Source organism: Neobacillus sp. DY30, assembly GCF_030123065.1.
GTDB lineage: Bacteria > Bacillota > Bacilli > Bacillales > Cytobacillaceae > Neobacillus.
Genome location: NZ_CP126093.1, coordinates 2,609,800 through 2,627,166, shown reverse-complemented (window position 1 = coordinate 2,627,166; position 17,367 = coordinate 2,609,800). Strand labels below are relative to the sequence as shown.

The following is a 17,367-nucleotide window of genomic DNA, read 5'->3' as shown; positions in this document are numbered from 1 at the left end:
CAGTCGAAAAACTAGTAAACTTTATGACTTCATTCCTACTACCCCTTTCCTTTTTTTCTTTCAATTTTATTCCATATAATAAATAGATAGACCTATTTATTAACCGACACATAGTGTTATTTTACTAGAAAAAAACAACTAAAAAGATGGAGGTAGCGAGCGTTCTCCCCCTCCATCCTATGAATCACATCTACTATTATTTAGGCGCAATGGCGGATCTTTTTAAGGCTGTATCTACTAATATAGGTTTTGCATATAATGATTCGTTTCCATACTTATCCACTGCGGTAACAGTGTAATAATAATTAGGGCTAGTTGGACTTACTGGCACTGTATAGGATAGTGAGCGAATGATACTGCCATTTATCCGTTGGTATCCTCTTGCTGTTGATGTGGTCCGATAAAAATTAAAGCCAACAATATTTGGGTTAACATTAGCTCTCCATTGGAAGCTAATAATCTTCTTGTCTACTGATAGTACTCCACTCAGATTAAATGGCTCTTGTGGACGCCGGTCAGGCAAGGTCTGCAGTTGATATTTTGGCTGATTATGAATACGAAGCATTCCCCATAAACCGCCTTCCAAATATCTTCTTAACTTCATTTCCCGATATACATAATCTCCCACTTGATTCATGAGACCGTCGTGTTGTACAGGGATAATATCCAAGGTTTCACCTGGTGTAAGAGAGCCTTGGCTGGAAACAAGCTTTGAATTAGGATCTGTCCATTGGTAACGCCAGCGATGACTATGAAGAGTAAATACACTCCCTCTTGAGCGGTCAGCTGTCTGCATTACCCTTAACCGGATGGGGTCACCTACATAAGCCTCCGGTACCGGTGTTGACGGATCTCCATGGATGATGGTACTAAAAATAAGAGATTTATCTGGGTTAGCTGCTAATCGATGTTTGAACGGCTCAGAGCTGTAATTGATGCCTTTTTCTCCACGATCCTCCAGATCAAGGTTGGCGGCACTTGGCGTTGGAATACTTCCATCCTTGCCTATGGTATAAAGACCATCGGAAAACATTAACACCTGTTCTCTAAAATCAGGCGTTTGCGGAACAATAATGTCTGCTCGTGCACCTGACAATATTTCCTCACCGGTTTTTGGGTCACGGTATTTTGATCCCTTAGGTTCGATGATAAGCGAACCGTACGCACCATGAAGGCGATGACTGCGGATATCCCCATAGTCATAAAGAATGGTTCCACCATATTCTTTATCTGCATACCATTTGTAGGTAATTTTTTCACCCGGACCAATGGTTTGGTCATAGTTATAGCCAATTGTCGCACCGTCAGACCCCTGCATATCATATTGCACCATCTGCGGGTGCAATGATACACGATTAGAATTCTTCCAATTTACTTGATCAGCCATTAATAATGAAGGTTCCGCTTGATTTTCTGGGGGATCCAGCGGCAGTTGATTCGATAACGTGACCTGAATACATTCCCCTTCATTTGCCCGAATAACTAGCGGTTCAGTTGCTTTCTTACCATTTTTAATATCTAAATAATCTTTTGTAAGAGAGAACATGATTCCAAAAGGATCATGATCACCATATTTGTTATAAACAATGTCTTTCATAAATGCAGTAATCTCAAATTTTCTTACCATAGCACCTGGCAGACAAGGGTTTCCAGGTGATAGAGCCTTTGGCGGCTGTTTACCATTTTTTTTCATCTGATTTACCTTCCAAGGTACAACCGCTGCTGTCAGCTGCGGGCGATCAGGGAGTTTTTGCAGAAGCGGTGTTTTTTCACCCCATACTCTAACAAAGCCCCATAATCCGCTCCACAAATCTTCAATGGGCTGTGATGACCATAAATAGTCACGTTGTTTAACCCCTACAGGGTTCGGTTGAATGTCCATTGTAAATTGTTCAGACATACCAATGGTTTGCGTCGACGTTAGTTCTGAATCCTCTACTCCAGATTCACGCTTCCAGCTCAACCCATGGACATTAAAATTATGCTGAGTTTCATGTGCCCCTTGGATTAAACGAATTTTAATCGGATCTCCAGGATAGCTTTGAATAATTGGCGTTTGCGGATCTCCGTGTACCCATGAGCTAAACACATAAGCAGGGTCTGCATGATTTCTTCTGAAAAAGGGGGCATTGGAATAATTCACGGCTGCATACCCATGCGCATGCAGGATATTTGAAGGATCCGTCTCCAATGGAAGCAGGCTGCCATTTTTATCCCAAAGTCTAGCAAAATCATGATAAATGAGAACTTGTTCACGGAAATCTTCATTTTCCGGGTGAACAATCATGGCTTCCGTACCAGACCTGATTTCCTTACCTGTCTTCGGGTCCAGCCATCTTGAGCCCTTTGGTTCAACAATCAAAGTACCAAAGGTTCCATGGAATCCTTTTTCACCAGCAGACATATGATCGTGGAACAAGATGGATCCTTCCTCATCTGCATACCATCGATAGCGGATTTTCTCTCCTGTTTCTGTACCCTGATTATAATTCCATCCGACTGAAGTTCCGTCAGAACCCAGCGGATCATAAGCTACAAAATGGATGTGTATCGATAATGCATTTGGTTCCTTTGCATTAAAGAGATGGTTTTCTAATGTAACCTCTACACAATCCCCCTGATTTGCACGAATCGCAAGTGGACGTGGTCTTAATTCCCCGCTTAACACTTTTTGTTCGTCTTCTGCTAGGACATACATTCGTCCTTCTTTATCTCGATCGCCTTCATTATTGTAGATAATTTCAGTTTGAATACCGACAATGTCATATTTCCGAATTGGCGCATCCTTTGGACAGCGGTCAAAATTTGGTGCTCCAGGTACTAAAGCACCTAATGCTGCTTTTTCTGGTTCCGTGGCCGGACGTAATTCTGGGTCTGGCGGTTTCGGGGCACGTTTGCCTAATTTCCCTGGTATATAATTGGGGAAACCGGGATTCTGTTCCGTAGGACTAGTTGGTGCTTTTCTATCGGGTAATGGCAGCAAGTCCGGCTGGGCTTTATCATAGACCCTCATCAATCCCCACATACCTTCTATATAATGCGGGAACAAATGACAATGCCATAAATAATCTCCTGGTGCACCAGTATTGTCCTTGTCATATCCTGCACCAAATGCTAATTCAGCCGTTTGAGTATCTCCGATATTCAATGTATCCGAGTCCACAGTGTTTGTTTTCTTCGTATCACTTTTCCACCTGTGTCCATGGAGATGAAATACATGATTCTCATCACTGTTGGCCCCGATTACACGGTATCTAACAGGGTCACCAACATATGATTTCGTAATTGGTGTTGCTGGATCGCCAAAAACCCAAGATGAATAAAACATGGTCGGATCTTTTCCGTCTTCCCCCATTGCATTTTTCAAACGTTCATCCATCGGTTCTGCTCTGTAGTTAACAGCATATAGTTCTTTTTCGTTAGGATCTTCTGCATGTGGTCCCTCTTCATGTGGTCCCTCTTCGTGTGGTTCTTCCTCTTCTGGTGTTCCAGGAGGCGGCGGTGTACCAAATTGTGCGCTAATACCGTCATGGAAAAACAAAGTATACTCTCGAAAATCTGGTTGATCCGGTAAATGGATATCAGCGTATAATCCGCTCGTTAACTCTTCACCGGTTACCGGGTCGGTCCAGGTTGCATCTTTTGGTTCAACAATAAGTGCTCCAAATAGACCATCACCCATTGTTCCCTTTCCGCCAGAAGGATCAGTAAAGTAAGTCAGGTCTGAACCATTGTAAAAAAAGAAGGTTCCTTCGTCCACCGCATTCCATGTGTATTTAATTTCAGTGTATGGTGCGGCAGTGGAATCTGGATTATATCCAGCTTGTGTGCCATCTGACCCCCTCACATCATATCCCACACCTTCAATATGGATGGAGGCCTTCTCACTTAATTGATTACTAAAAGTAACTTGAATGCAATCACCTTTATTCGCACGGAGTGCCAACGGTTGAATTTCTTTTACTGGTATCCCAGGGTTTTCAGCGACCGCTGATCGTATTCTTTCTTCATCTTCTTTTAAGGCATATATTTTTGCTTTGGGGTCGTGATCTCCAAACTTGTTGTAAACCATATCTATCTGGAAAGCTGTAATGGTAAAATTGCGAACACTTGCACCCTTTAGGCATTTTTCATTAGGCATGTCTAAACTGGCCAAGGACACAGAGGCAGTCTTGGTCTGTGCTGCTTTCGTTTGGATAATCGCTTCGTTCGAATCATCAATAGACGAAGTAGTACCATTGGTTTGCGATTTAATGCTTTGGGTTCTATTCGCTGTTTTAACTATATTTTTTCCACTTGAAGAAAGTTTTTCGTTATTCTGTACAACGGTCAAAGGTCTTGCTTTATCCATTGCAAGGGCATGTTTCAATTCTGAGGAATGAACAAGAAAAACGACTGTAAGAGATACAATTGAAAATAAGATAAGGAAACTAACCAATAAGAAATAAGACTTCTTTTGCAACCTTTGTACCCCTTTCGTTTTTTCCCAGTAGTATGTATGCAATAGTTCCCTGGTGCAATAAAATGTTATGACTGGGTCAAATTTAATATTACTTCTTTCGCACCCTCCGTCTTTTATACTACAAATATAGTAAAAAAAGAGAGCAATGCGCTTCCATTGCTCATATAACTGGATAGAGTGCGCATGAAAAAATTAAACCTAAGTATAAAGTGAGAATGAAACAGCCGCCAAATAGGGTTGCAAATACTGGGCTCATTTTTTTGTAACTGATTATAATGAGCAATAGAAAAAGTAAGGCAACGCTAATCAACAAGACAGTTAAAAACGTGGGAGCAATGTCGACTTCTATTGGTAAAAGAATATCTTTTGCAAAAAGCCATTCAACCCATGTTGGCGTTTCAACTGTTTGAGCAGCTGGCGGCATTTCATAAGGAGGTGATAATGTGCCCAATACAGCTGTAAAGTAGAAAACTAGCAGCAGAATTAAACTTTCAGATTTTAGCCATTTACGAGGTTCATAATCAGAGAAGGTAGAGGCTTTCCTAGAAAGAATGCCATTTATGACAGCGAAAAGAATAATAGGAATGATACTAATATGTTTTAACAATAACATTCTGCCGTAAGGTGTTGCCCAGCCATCAAGATATTCTGCAGGCTTTTCAATGGTGAACATAATAACAAACCCTGAAGCAAAAATATTGATTATACATACGATGGCCAGGGGCGTAAACCATTGTAAAAACTCTGACCAATGTTGTTTGTCTCTAGAAAACCACGAGACATGAAACAGAACACCGACCCAGATGGTTACCATAAGAAAGTGTGTGGTATGAGAGAATATTCCCACCACAAACGATTGAGATGAGACATGACTGCTATAACCAATTGCGATCATCATCAAAACAATCCAGAATCCTTGAATATATTTAGAGCGCTCTAAATAAAAAGTTAACCATAAGAAAATGGCAAACACTGTGATAAACAGCCATCCTTGCCCGACTTGGGTAGTTAGTATAACCGAGGCAGCAGCTTGTGCAAACCCTGCTGTATCATCAAAAAACCTAATTAACACTAAAACTGGTACAAATGTAAAAATAATAATTCCCAGAGTACATATAAGCAATAATGATTTGGGAAATTGTATAGTAGGTTTTTTTGATTGTGGTACAAATTGTAAAACAACATATCCTACTAACAGGCAAAAAAACAGGTAATTACCAAAATCCGCAATAGGAGTGAATAGGTTCATAGTAATGGTTTCTTCCTTAAAAGCAGCAGTCCAACCCCTAAAATAATCACGAAACCAATAGCGGTTATGATCGTGGTGTTATTGGATTTGCTATTTTCTTCTGAACTAATATTCTGATTTTGGCTGCTTACTTCTTTACTCTCATCACTACCATCTGTAGTAGTCTTGCTATCTTCATTTACGCCTGATGAATCTTGCCCCTGGTCAGGTACTGTTGTAATTTGATCATCACTCTTATCTTCTTTTTGAACAGTAAAGTTTATTTCACCTGTGATCGGATGGCCATCTTCCCCAGCTATATTCCATTGAATGACGTAGTCTCCATTTTCTAAAGGCTCCGGTATGATTCCAAACATTTTTTCTGCTTCAATTTGTACCCGTAGACCTGTTAACTCTGTTCCATTCTTTACTACTTTCATTGAGCTTAACTTTTCTAAGTTCCCATCAAAGGTTAGAGTGATTTCTTTTAATTCATCCGTTACTATCTGTCCCTCGGACGGGTTAGATACCGCAATATGGGTATGAGCAGAAACCATAGAAGGGATCAAAACCAAAATACACAAAACTAACAAGCTGAATTTTTTCAAGATAATCCTCCTTTGCATTTTCTAAATACTATTCCATAAAAAATATTAATAGTACAATCGGCCCTCAAAACTAGTACTTTAGATAGAATCTATTACACTATATATTAAGTAAAAATCTCCTAAACCCCTTTATTATTCGTTCGACAAATGCCAACCACATTCACTATTTTTCGAACATTTTATGATTTTACAAACAAAAAAACCCCCTCTTGCTTTATAACAAGAGGGGGGAATGTTTACGCTATAGATTCCTGTTTCATTAACTTTACAATTTCTAACAATTTAATATGGTACCCATCAATCTCAAGTACCCTAAATTCATAATCGCCATAGTTAATTTTATCACCTTCAACTACATCCATTTTCTCTGAAAGGATCCATCCGCCAATCGTATCCATTTCATCATCATGAATGTCCAGTCCAAATAGATCGTTTACCTCGTCGATTAAAACTTTCCCGTCCACAACTGTTTTATGTTCACTAATTTTGTTGATTTCGGGAACTTCGTCTTCGTCAAATTCATCTCGAATTTCCCCGACGATTTCTTCAAGAATATCTTCAACTGTAACTAAACCTGCCGTCCCGCCATATTCATCCATCAAAATTGCCATATGAACACGTTCTTTTTGCATTTTAACTAATAAATCATGGATGGCAATCGATTCGATAACTTGAATTACCGGCCGGGTATATTCTTCAATGGATGTATCAAGGTTTTTACCGCTAATATAATCTGTCAAAACTTCCTTCATGTTCAGCATTCCGACAATATTATCTTTTTCACCATCAATTACTGGGTATCTTGTATAATTTTCTGCCTTTACAATTTCTAAACATTCTTCTAATGTTTGTGATTTGTCAAAAGCGACGATTTCGGTACGCGGAACCATAATTTCTTTTGCAATACGATCGTCAAATTCAAAGATATTGTTTACATATTTGTATTCAGACTGATTGATTTCACCGCTTTTGTAGCTTTCAGAGATAATTAACTGAAGTTCTTCCTCTGAGTGTGCATCTTCATGTTCTGAAGCAGGCTTCAAACCAAAGATTCCAACAATAATGCGGGCAGAACCATTTAATGTTTTAATAAATGGATACATGATTTTATAAAAAAGTATCATCGGTTTTGCAAAAAGTAACGTAACTGCCTCTGCTTTATTAATGGCAATCGTTTTTGGCGCCAGTTCACCTACTACAACGTGCAAAAAGGTTACAGACGCAAAAGCAATAACAAAGGACAGAATTCCTGCTGCAGATTCAGGAATATTTAAATGAGTAAACAATGGATGTAATAAATGTTCAACGGTTGGTTCACCCAGCCAACCTAAACCTAATGCAGTAACAGTAATACCTAATTGACATGCAGATAAATATTCATCTAGATTTGAAACAATTTTCTTAGCCGCAATTGCTTTTTTATTGCCTTCTGATACGAGCTGATCAATTCGTGTACTACGGATTTTTACGATGGCAAATTCGAAAGACACGAAGAATGCCGTAAAGCCAATTAAAATTGCAATCACAATCAAGTTGATAATGGTCAATGGTCTCCTTACTTAAATAATAAGTAAGGAATACACCTCCTGGTTTTTGTAAGTTTAACTTAGTAATAATAATAAAGTTTGGGCTAAAGGTACGCCTTGCGAAGAAAGTTTGTTTTTCACGATTTCCTTTTGACTGCTGTTTAATTTATCTAGTATTGGTTCAATTGTTTCAATTTCTTCTTTAAGGTGACGCATTAAAATCCCAATCTGTTCAAAATGCTTTTCCACTTTTTGCTTATCAAGACAGTTTTCTGCCTTAATTAACTCAATGGAAGACTTAATCTCCTCGAGAGGCATATTAAGATTTTTATAATGTTCAATTAAATTGATAATTTTAATGCAGTCTTCTCCATACAATCGATAATTAGAGTCCGTCCGAATAGGGTTTAGTAAGCCTATTTGGGTGTAATAATCGATTGTTCTTTTGGAGGTGTTCATTAGTTTGGCTAACTCGCCGATCCGATACAACTTCCCAACTTACTCACCCCTTTCTATTATTATATAATATTATCATAATCAAAACTGTACAGTCAACGTAATAGTTTTGAATTTAAGTAGGCTGTGTTAATTTTGGCTGTTGATTTGTGCTCTAGGCGCTTCGCTTTCCGCAGGCGGTTCGGGAAGCCTCCTCGGCGCTTATGCGCCTGCGGGGTCTCCCCTGTCCCGTACTCCTGCAGGAGTCTCGCACCTTCCGCACAAATCAACAGGTTCTTAAATCAATAGTTTACTTTAACACAGCCTTAAAAACTAAAAAAACCGTTCCTATAAAATAAGAACGGTTCCTTTATTATTAAACCCCTTGGTTAAAAATATCAGTCAGTACTGGGACGATTTGTTTCTTACGGGAAACAACGCCTTTTAGGACTGCTGTATTATTTTCTAAGCTAACGTTGTATGCTTTTTCAACTGCGTTGGTTTTACTGCCTAGTGCTAAACCAACAGAGTCATTTGTTAAGATATCTGTAACCACAAATAAGAATAAGTCTAAGTTCTTTTCTTCGATATTTTTTGAGATTGCAGCTTCTAACTCTGCTTGGCGAGCTAGAACTTCAGCAGTATCTACTGCGTTTACTTGAGCGATTTCTACCTTGCTTGAACCCATTTCGAATTCTTTTGCATCTAAAGTGATGAGCTCTTCAATGCTCTTGTCACTTAAATCTGCTCCAGCTTTTAGCATTTCAAGTCCGTAAGTTTCTGCATCAACACCAGCAATTTCAGCTAATTCTTTTGCAGCCGCAACGTCTTCTGGTGTGCAAGTTGGGGATTTGAACAGCAATGAATCTGAAATAATTGCTGATAACATAAGTCCGGCAATTTCCTTTTTGATTTCCTTGCCATTTTCTTTGTACATCTTATTTAAGATGGTTGCTGTACAGCCTACTGGCTCACAACGATAGTACAATGGATCACTTGTTTCAAAGTTAGCGATACGGTGGTGATCGATTACCTCTAAAACACGAACGTCTGCGATATCATTAGCACTTTGCTGGCGCTCATTGTGGTCGACTAAAATAACTGAATTTACTTCAGAGGCTACATTTTCAACTAAGCGTGGTACTTCTGCTTTGAACGTGTCCAGCGCATATTGAGTTTCACCATTTACACTGCCCAAACGTACTGGTTCTACATCCATGCCAAGTTGTTTTTTCAAATCTGCGTAGGCAATTGCAGAACAAATCGTATCTGTATCAGGGTTTTTGTGGCCGAAAATAAGTACTTTTTCCATTGTGATAACTCCTAATCGTATTAATATATGTAGACAAGCTCCATTACTCGAGTTTGACCCTAACGAAAATTATATATGATTCTTTCACAGTATTCAAAAAAAAAATATAAACCTAGCCAACGAATTGTGCATTCGCCGGCTAGGTCACTAATTTATTTTACTCCAAGAGGGACAACTCTTTGGCCAATCGCTGCAATTAATTCTTTTGGCATTGGGAAGCTAAGTGCTGCCGGGTCCTTCATGACAGCTGGGACTGTTTGCGTGAGATTTTCTTCTGAGATATTGTACTGTTTGAAATCCGCAGGAAGACCAACCTTTTGCTGAAGTAAACGAATTTTTTCTACAACCTTCGCTAATGCCTCTTCAGCACTATTACCTTTTACCTCAACATCTAATGCTTCAGCCAGCTCTTTTACCTTTGGCATGTATAGTGTAGGAACCATTTCCATAACAACAGGCAGGAAGACGGCATTGGCTAAGCCATGTGGAATGCGGAATAATGCACCATAGGCATGTGCCATATTGTGTACCGGAATCGCATTCAAGGCAAAACTAAAAGCGGTTATCCCCATTAGGCTTGCTTGTAATAAATCCATACGGGCGGCTAAGTTTGTACCTTCTGCCACGGCGATTGGGAGATTTTTTTCAATTAACCGAATCGCATGCAGGGCATAAGCATCTGTAAGCGCTGTTGCGGTTGGCGAAGCCAGTGCTTCAATTGCATGCGTTAAGCCATCAAAGCCAGTAAAGGCTGTGATATATGGAGGTAGTCCAACCGTTAAATCAGGATCAAGGATAGCCATATCTGCATTTATGAATGGGTTGATAATATTTGTTTTCATTTGTATATCTTCATTAAAAATAACTGCAATTGGTGAAACCTCTGACCCTGTTCCTGCAGTTGTCGGTATCGCAATATGCGGAATTGGGATAAAGTTTGCCTTTGGAAATTGTTCATATAACAGACCGCCTGGAATGGCATCTTTTATATCCGCAAGACCTTTATGAAGTGCATATTTCACCCCTTTTACGGTATCTAATACACTGCCTCCGCCAACTGCCAGCAGGGCGTCTCCGCCTACTTCCTTGACATAGGAGACAGCCTCATTTATGCAACGGCTTTCCGCATCCTGAGAGATATCTAGAAATTGTCCAACCAACTGGGGCCCGCTGCCATGTCCCGTTAAGCTAAAAATTTCGGCAACCTTTTGGACGACACCGGCGGCCTCCAGCCCACGGTCACTTAAAAGGACGACTCTTTTTGCACCCAGTCCTGCAAACAAGCTCGGTACCATCGCCCTTGAATTTGAACCGCTGTATATGCCAGTGCGAAGCATAAACTGTGATAAGGAAGTTTTCATTTCTTCTTCACCTCTTCATTAGTTTTGGCCGAACAGAATTCCATACCAGCTGCGTCTATCAAGCTCCGGGGACATGGACGTGTGAACATGCTTTGTTTGTGTATAGGCATTGAGCGATTGCTGTCCCATTTCTCTGCCTATCCCACTTTGTTTATATCCGCCAAATGGTGCATCGCTTCTAAGCATATGCCAATCATTTATCCAAACGACACCTGCCTGCAGTTTTCTTGCAACCTCATAGGCTTTATTAACATCACGTGTCCAAACCCCTGCCGCTAAACCATAAATCGTATCGTTTGCCATTTTTATGGCTTCTTCTAACTCAGAATAACGAATTACACATAACACTGGCCCAAAAATTTCTTCCTGCGCAATTTTCATATCATTTGTAACATTGGTAAATATGGTTGGTTCTACAAAATATCCATCTTCACAGCCAGGAACCTTCACTTCCTTGCCCCCGCAAACAAGGGTCGCCCCCTCCTGTATACCAGCCTCAATATAAGAAAGAATGGTTTCTTTTTGTTTTTTAGAAATTACCGGTCCTACATCTGTCATTGGGTCAAGCGGATTTCCCAGCCTTAACTTACTAGTTAAAGCGACAAGACCGGCAACGACTTGATCGTATAAGGAATCTGGTACAAACAGGCGGGTTCCACTCTCACATAGCTGACCAGAATGTAAAAATACTCCAAACAGACTGCCTGGGAGGGCAATACTTAGATCCGCATCCTCTAAAAGAATATTCGGTGACTTTCCACCTAGCTCCAAGGTTGTATTTTTTATTGTTTCGGAAGCCAATCCCATAATTCTTCTTCCTACTTCTGTTGAACCAGTAAAAGCTACCTTGTCCACCTTTGGATGACGAACTAGTGCTTCACCAATTTCAGTACCAGGACCTGTAACTACGTTAATGACCCCTGGCGGCACAACATTAGAGATTATTTCAGCCAGCTTAAGAGTAGATAACGGGGTATAGCTTGCTGGCTTAATCACCACTGTATTACCCATCGCTAGTGCAGGGGCAATTTTCCAGGTTGCTATGACCATTGGTAAATTCCAAGGTGTTATCGCAGCACACACTCCTATCGGTTCCCGCCAGACAAAATTATGTGCGGGTCCTGGAAATGGAGGGACTGGCAACGTTTCAGAGAATGGGTACTGTAATGTAAAGTTTGCAAGTGTTTGGAACAAATCTAACATTTGTAAAATATCACTATTGCCGATTCTTCGTACTGTACCGCCGGAACTAATTGCTTCTAAATACGCCAGTTCCTCCGCATGTGCAGCAATTTGATAGGAAATAGCATAGAGGACTTTGGCACGGTCTTTCGGATTCATATTTTTCCAGTCGGAGTTATCAAACGCGTCTCTTGCAGCCTGGACTGCACGATCCACATCGGCCACTGTCCCTTTTGCTACCTTTGCCACAAGTTCACCAGTTGCCGGGTTAAAGACATCAAAAGTTTCTTGATTGCTTGCAGGTTCCCACTTTCCATTAATAAACAGCGGAAAACTTTGTACCTCGACTTTTACGGTCATTTTAGCTCCTCCTTTTTAAAGTACGCCTAATTCACTATCTGAGAATCTATAAATCTCTTCGATTTTTTTACCTTTTGCACGTGCAAGTATCTCCATCCTTACAGACAGCTGTCTAAGTGTAAAATCCATTACCAATGCAGGATCACCGCCAAATGCGCTTACCTCCCTTCCTGCGATTCCTTCTTCATTTAACTTTAAGGCTAATGGAGTCAATTCAGTCATTTTTGCCGCTACAAAATCAAAGAGATGCGGGTGCTCACAAATTAATCGCTGAAGCAGGAAGGTTCCATAACCTATATGCCTGGACTCATCCTTTTTTAAATTACCTATGCCCTCTAAGAGACCTGGCATGATACGTGCACTTTCTAGAGCTTGGTAAAAAGAATAATAGCCGGTTTCAGCTAGGACACCTTCGACAAACATGTTATACACAATGGAGGCTTCTGCAATGGATGCTGGGGATTGGTCCGTCACAAGACGGTCCATCGTAGTTGGAAGAAGTTCATAGAAGATTTTTTTATACGTATCCGTATGGTAATGCGATAAATCGCCTTTCTCACCAATAGCATTTAATACTAGCCGAAAAAATTCGGTATGCTTTGCTTCTTCATATAAAAATGTTGTTAAGAACATCTCTTCCTCGAGACGCCCTTCTTTTGCAACGGCCATGATCAATGGCAGAAGATCTAGTGTCACGGCTTCTTCCCCTGCTTGAAACTGTGAAATCAAGCGGAGGATATCTTCCTGCTGTTCGTGATTAAGTTTTTTCCAATCTCGTGTGTCCTGGGTAAAATCGATATCCGCAGGATTCCATGTACCTAGTCTTTTTGCTTTTTGATATAAACGATACGGAAATGAATCCTCTAACAATCCTCTTTTACTTGTCGTTAACATTTTTCTCTCTGTCATTTTAGACCTCCTAGTTATTAAATCTTCATTTCCGCAATGGTCTTGCGATTCGTGCCATATCACCCGTATGTAACCAGGAATCACTCTACATTGCGTGTGCTCCTCCATCTACGACAACGATGTCCCCTGTGATAAAATCAGAGGCAGGTGCCGCTAGGAAAAGTGCAACCCCTTTTAAATCTGTATCTGAACCAAACTTACGCAATGGAGTGCCTTTTAGAATGCCTTCACTGCTTTTCTCTAGCAATCCTTTTGACATTTTCGTAGGGAAAAACCCGGGAGCTATTGCATTTACATAAATACCGTGCGGCCCCCATTTTACTGCTAAATCCTTTGTAAAAGTAATGACCGCGCCTTTAGATGTGTTGTAGCCAATCGCATTCATATATTGAGGATTACTTCCCTTAAGACCTGCAACAGAAGCAATGTTTATGATTTTTCCTGATTTTTGCTCAAGCATAACTTTACCTACAGTCTGTGACATTAGGAATGTTCCTGTTACATTTACATCAATTACTTTCTTCCAAGCCTCGAGCGGCATTTCTTCTGCCAGGGCTCCCCACGTCGCCCCACTATTATTTACGAGGATATCGATTCTCCCAAAACTTTCTAATGTACGGTCAACTACATTTTGTACATCCTCTGGATTGGTTACATCGCATTTTATGGCAAGGCTTTCCACGCCGATTCTCTTTAACTCTTCACTTACTTCCTGACATGCCTCAAGTTTCCTTGAACACAACACAACATTGGCACCTGCTTCAGCAAACCCTTCAGCAATTTGCTGACCCAGTCCTCGCCCGCCGCCTGTCACAATTGCCACCTTTCCTGTTAAATCAAATAAATCTTTCACATGCATGGCGTTTCCTCCTACTGATATACTGACTTTTTCTATTGAAATTTTGCATTCCACCTAGTTCAAACTAGCCGGAGTGACGCTACTGCTCTTTCTTCATGTTCTCCGGTCACTCCAGGCTTCCTTCAATGACCGACAGAAATCCATGATTTAGTATTGGTTAAACAAAACTTCCCCTTTTAACACTACATTTCCATTTTGGTTAACAGCCTGAACTTGAAAGCGCAGTTTATGGTCAGCTGCTTCCTTTAAGGTTGCTTTAAGGGTAATGATATCATCTAAAAAGACCATTCCTTTAAACCGGATGGAGTAATCCTGGACAAAGCCCTCTTCAAAATATGGCGTAAACAGCTTTGCAAGATTCCCCATGGTCCACATTCCATGTGCAATAATCCCTGGCAGACCGGCATTGGCCGCTTCCTCATCTATGGTATGGATAGGATTATAATCACCGGAGGCACCTGCATACTTTATTAAATCAATACGTGAGACCGGTTTTAACTGAACTTCTTTTATAGATTCACCCACTTTTAATTGCGTAAGAGTACTCATTTTATCAGCACCTTCCTTACTGCTTCAGAAATAACAATAGTAGATGTCGAACTAAAGATCACGTAGCCGCCTAAATCTTCACCAAAGCTTTCTAACACAAGAAAACCCAGTTCACCAAAATTACCTTTTTTCTCAAAGTATCTCTTCACTTCGCAGTAACAAAAAAGCTCCTCCCCAACGACTAGGGGCCGCTCGTAAAGAAAAGTTTGCTCCCCATGAATTAATCCTTTACCCGGCAGATTTAATCCCTCAATCTCCCCGTAATCAAACGTCCTCGGGAATGTTGGCGGGGCAATATTGTTTTGATAGCGTGAATTTCTTCCTGTTTCTTCATCAAAATAAATGGGATGAAGGTCGCCAATAGCTTCTGCAAATTTCTTTACCGCGCCTCTTTCCACTACATTTTTCACTTTCGTGGAACGTTTACCTACTTGTTCACTGAACAATAATCTTCCCCTCGCTTCTATCAATTAATTTTTAGGTCCCCCAGCAACATAAATAACCTGACCATTTACAAAAGAAGATTTCTCATCGGCAAAAAAGGCAACAGCATGAGCAATATCCTCAGGCTTTCCGCTTCTTCCAACAGGAATGCTTGCTACACTGTGCTGGATTAATTGCTCAAATGGAATACCAATTCTTGCAGCTGTATCCTTGGTCATTTCAGTCTCAATAAATCCAGGGGCAACAGAGTTGGCCGTAATTCCATACCTTCCTAGCTCAATCGCAAGGGTCTTTGTGAAGCCCTGTAATCCTGCTTTAGCAGCAGCATAATTCGCTTGGCCGCGATTACCAAGAGCTGACGTAGAGGAGATATTAATAATCCGGCCGTATTTGTTTTCGACCATATATTTTTGGGCAGCACGTGCAGCATTAAAGGATCCTTTTAAGTGAACATCCATGACCATCTGCCAATCTGAGTCTGTCATTTTGAATAATAAGTTATCGCGGATTACTCCTGCATTATTGACAAGAATATCAATTGAACCAAATGCTTCGTATGCCTCCTTGATGGCCCCCTCTACTTGCTCAGCATCTACTACATTGGCAACCTTTGAAAATACTTCAAAGCCTTTTTCTCTTAGTTCATTCGTTGTTGCTGCTAATGCATCTTCATTTAAATCAATAATTGCAACCTTTGCGCCTTCTTCCGCAAAACGTTCAACAATTCCTTTGCCAATCCCACGGCTTCCGCCTGTTACAAATGCCACTCTTCCTGAAAATCTACCTGCCATTTTTACTCCTCCTGAACGTAATCTATTAAACTACTACATTTAGGTAGCGCTTTCATTTATTTATACGTATTGACCGACTTTTACATGTCCTTTTATTAGATTACGTGCGATGATCATACGTTGGATTTCATCTGTACCGTCATATATTCTCCAGAGTCTTGCTTCACGGTACCAGCGCTCGATCGGTAATTCTCTTGTATAACCCATTCCGCCATGAATTTGAAGAACTCGATCCACAACATTATTCCCCATATTCGCACCATAAAGCTTTGCCATCGAAGCCAGGTGGCGATTGTCTTCTCCGTGATCAAGCGTGAAGGCAGCGTTTAGTACCAGCCATTTAGCTGCTTCAATTTCAACTGCAGAGTCAGCAATTTGCCACTGAATGGCTTGTCTTTCCGCAATTGCTTTTCCGAAGGTGACCCGTTCCTTTGAATAGTCGATAGCCATTTGTAATAATCGCTCTGCTGCACCTACGGCTCTCGCACCAACTACCCACCGGGCAAAACCTATCCATTCTAATCCCAAATCGTAACCCTTGTGTAATTCACCAAGAATATTCTCTTCGGGAACACGGACATTATCAAATACAAGACCGGCTGGTCCCCACTCTCCCATGGTATGTATATACTCAGATTTCCAGCCCATTTCACGGTCGACAATAAAGCATGTAACACCTTCACGCCCCTGAGTTGATTGATGCAGGTCTTTGTCAGTGATAGCAATCGCCATGACAAAATCTGCTTCATTTCCACCTGTAATGAATGTTTTTTCTCCATTCAACACCCAGTCATTTCCATTTTTCACTGCAGTCATTTTTATATTTCTCGTATCAGACCCTGCACCTGGCTCTGTCATCGCAAAGCAAGATTTTTTCTCGCCGTTAATCGTTGGTATTAGATAATTCTTTTTTTGTTCTTCGTTACCGTAATAAAGGATATTGTCTGCTGATCCGCCAAAGCTAAATGGGACGAATGTCTTGGAAACCTCCATTAATACGATGGCCATCATCATTTGCCCTAAGTCTGCCCCGCCATATTCTTCTGGTGTATTTATGCCCCAGAAGCCAGCTTCTTTCGCTTTTAACTGGAGTTCTTTAAGTACTTCTGGAGGAAGACTTGGCTTTCCTTCTCTTTCATTTCTTAATACGTCATTCTCTAATGGGATTAGTTCTTTTTCTACGAATCTTCTGATTGTTTTTTGCACCATTTTTTGCTCATCTGTCAGACGTAAATGCATACCTTTCACTCCATTCATTTTTTAGAATTTAGTATCATAGCCGCTAAAATAGATTATGCAGGCAAAACCGGATACATACCTACCGGTTGGTATGTCTACTTA

At 40.6% G+C, this 17,367-nt stretch carries 14 protein-coding genes; all 14 read right to left on the bottom strand.

The features are described 5' to 3' along the window. Positions 1–196: 196 nt before the first annotated feature. Positions 197–4,462 carry a multicopper oxidase domain-containing protein gene (locus QNH29_RS12570; RefSeq protein WP_283865094.1) on the bottom strand — a complete coding sequence of 1,422 codons (4,266 nt, stop codon included), beginning with the start codon at positions 4,460–4,462 and terminating at the stop codon, positions 197–199. A gap of 160 nt (positions 4,463–4,622) precedes the next feature. Continuing rightward, entirely contained in the window at positions 4,623–5,534 is a 912-nt protein-coding gene (locus tag QNH29_RS12565; protein ID WP_283865093.1) for a copper resistance D family protein, read from the bottom strand. A 173-nt stretch (positions 5,535–5,707) separates the two neighbouring features. Next, positions 5,708–6,298: a copper resistance CopC family protein gene (locus QNH29_RS12560; protein ID WP_283865092.1), complete on the bottom strand. Its 591-nt coding sequence runs from the start codon at positions 6,296–6,298 to the stop codon at positions 5,708–5,710. A gap of 236 nt (positions 6,299–6,534) precedes the next feature. Continuing rightward, positions 6,535–7,845 (bottom strand): hemolysin family protein, encoded by a 1,311-nt coding sequence (locus QNH29_RS12555; protein ID WP_283865091.1) that lies wholly within the window; start codon positions 7,843–7,845, stop codon positions 6,535–6,537. A gap of 54 nt (positions 7,846–7,899) precedes the next feature. Next, positions 7,900–8,283, bottom strand: coding sequence for a MerR family transcriptional regulator (locus QNH29_RS12550; RefSeq protein ID WP_481858797.1), 384 nt, complete (start codon positions 8,281–8,283; stop codon positions 7,900–7,902). A gap of 352 nt (positions 8,284–8,635) precedes the next feature. After that, entirely contained in the window at positions 8,636–9,571 is a 936-nt protein-coding gene (locus tag QNH29_RS12545) for a manganese-dependent inorganic pyrophosphatase (protein ID WP_283865089.1), read from the bottom strand. 152 nt (positions 9,572–9,723) lie between these two features. Further along, the gene (locus tag QNH29_RS12540; RefSeq protein ID WP_283865088.1) at positions 9,724–10,932 is read right to left on the bottom strand and encodes an iron-containing alcohol dehydrogenase; all 1,209 of its coding nucleotides are present in this window, start codon (positions 10,930–10,932) and stop codon (positions 9,724–9,726) included. A gap of 18 nt (positions 10,933–10,950) precedes the next feature. Continuing rightward, entirely contained in the window at positions 10,951–12,474 is a 1,524-nt protein-coding gene (locus tag QNH29_RS12535; RefSeq protein WP_283865087.1) for an aldehyde dehydrogenase family protein, read from the bottom strand. 15 nt (positions 12,475–12,489) lie between these two features. Further along, positions 12,490–13,383 (bottom strand): R2-like ligand-binding oxidase, encoded by an 894-nt coding sequence (locus tag QNH29_RS12530; protein WP_283865086.1) that lies wholly within the window; start codon positions 13,381–13,383, stop codon positions 12,490–12,492. Positions 13,384–13,468: 85 nt separating this feature from the next. Further along, positions 13,469–14,242: an SDR family oxidoreductase gene (locus tag QNH29_RS12525; RefSeq protein WP_283865085.1), complete on the bottom strand. Its 774-nt coding sequence runs from the start codon at positions 14,240–14,242 to the stop codon at positions 13,469–13,471. A gap of 147 nt (positions 14,243–14,389) precedes the next feature. Beyond that, positions 14,390–14,791 (bottom strand): MaoC/PaaZ C-terminal domain-containing protein, encoded by a 402-nt coding sequence (locus QNH29_RS12520; RefSeq protein WP_283865084.1) that lies wholly within the window; start codon positions 14,789–14,791, stop codon positions 14,390–14,392. Continuing rightward, positions 14,788–15,237, bottom strand: a complete 450-nt coding sequence (locus QNH29_RS12515) for a MaoC family dehydratase N-terminal domain-containing protein (protein ID WP_283865083.1) — start codon at positions 15,235–15,237, stop codon at positions 14,788–14,790. Before QNH29_RS12515 ends, QNH29_RS12520 begins: the two co-directional genes overlap by 4 nt. 24 nt (positions 15,238–15,261) lie before the next feature. Next, complete coding sequence (gene fabG / locus QNH29_RS12510; RefSeq protein ID WP_283865082.1) at positions 15,262–16,026, bottom strand: 3-oxoacyl-ACP reductase FabG; 765 nt, start codon at positions 16,024–16,026, stop codon at positions 15,262–15,264. Between the two features lie 60 nt (positions 16,027–16,086). Further along, a complete protein-coding gene (locus tag QNH29_RS12505) occupies positions 16,087–17,265 on the bottom strand; it encodes an acyl-CoA dehydrogenase family protein (protein WP_283865621.1) in 1,179 nt (392 codons plus the stop codon). Between the last annotated feature and the right edge of the window lie 102 nt (positions 17,266–17,367).

What these genes read in the sequence shown, in the direction of transcription:
- QNH29_RS12535 (WP_283865087.1), bottom strand. Translation starts at nt 12,474, where the DNA reads ATGACCGTAAAAGTCGAGGTACAAAGTTTTCCGCTGTTTATTAATGGA.
- QNH29_RS12520 (WP_283865084.1), bottom strand. Translation starts at nt 14,791, where the DNA reads ATGAGTACTCTTACGCAATTAAAAGTGGGTGAATCTATAAAAGAAGTT.
- QNH29_RS12505 (WP_283865621.1), bottom strand. Translation starts at nt 17,265, where the DNA reads ATGCATTTACGTCTGACAGATGAGCAAAAAATGGTGCAAAAAACAATC.
- QNH29_RS12540 (WP_283865088.1), bottom strand. Translation starts at nt 10,932, where the DNA reads ATGAAAACTTCCTTATCACAGTTTATGCTTCGCACTGGCATATACAGC.
- QNH29_RS12550 (WP_481858797.1), bottom strand. Translation starts at nt 8,283, where the DNA reads ATGAACACCTCCAAAAGAACAATCGATTATTACACCCAAATAGGCTTA.
- QNH29_RS12545 (WP_283865089.1), bottom strand. Translation starts at nt 9,571, where the DNA reads ATGGAAAAAGTACTTATTTTCGGCCACAAAAACCCTGATACAGATACG.
- QNH29_RS12530 (WP_283865086.1), bottom strand. Translation starts at nt 13,383, where the DNA reads ATGACAGAGAGAAAAATGTTAACGACAAGTAAAAGAGGATTGTTAGAG.
- fabG (WP_283865082.1), bottom strand. Translation starts at nt 16,026, where the DNA reads ATGGCAGGTAGATTTTCAGGAAGAGTGGCATTTGTAACAGGCGGAAGC.
- QNH29_RS12525 (WP_283865085.1), bottom strand. Translation starts at nt 14,242, where the DNA reads ATGCATGTGAAAGATTTATTTGATTTAACAGGAAAGGTGGCAATTGTG.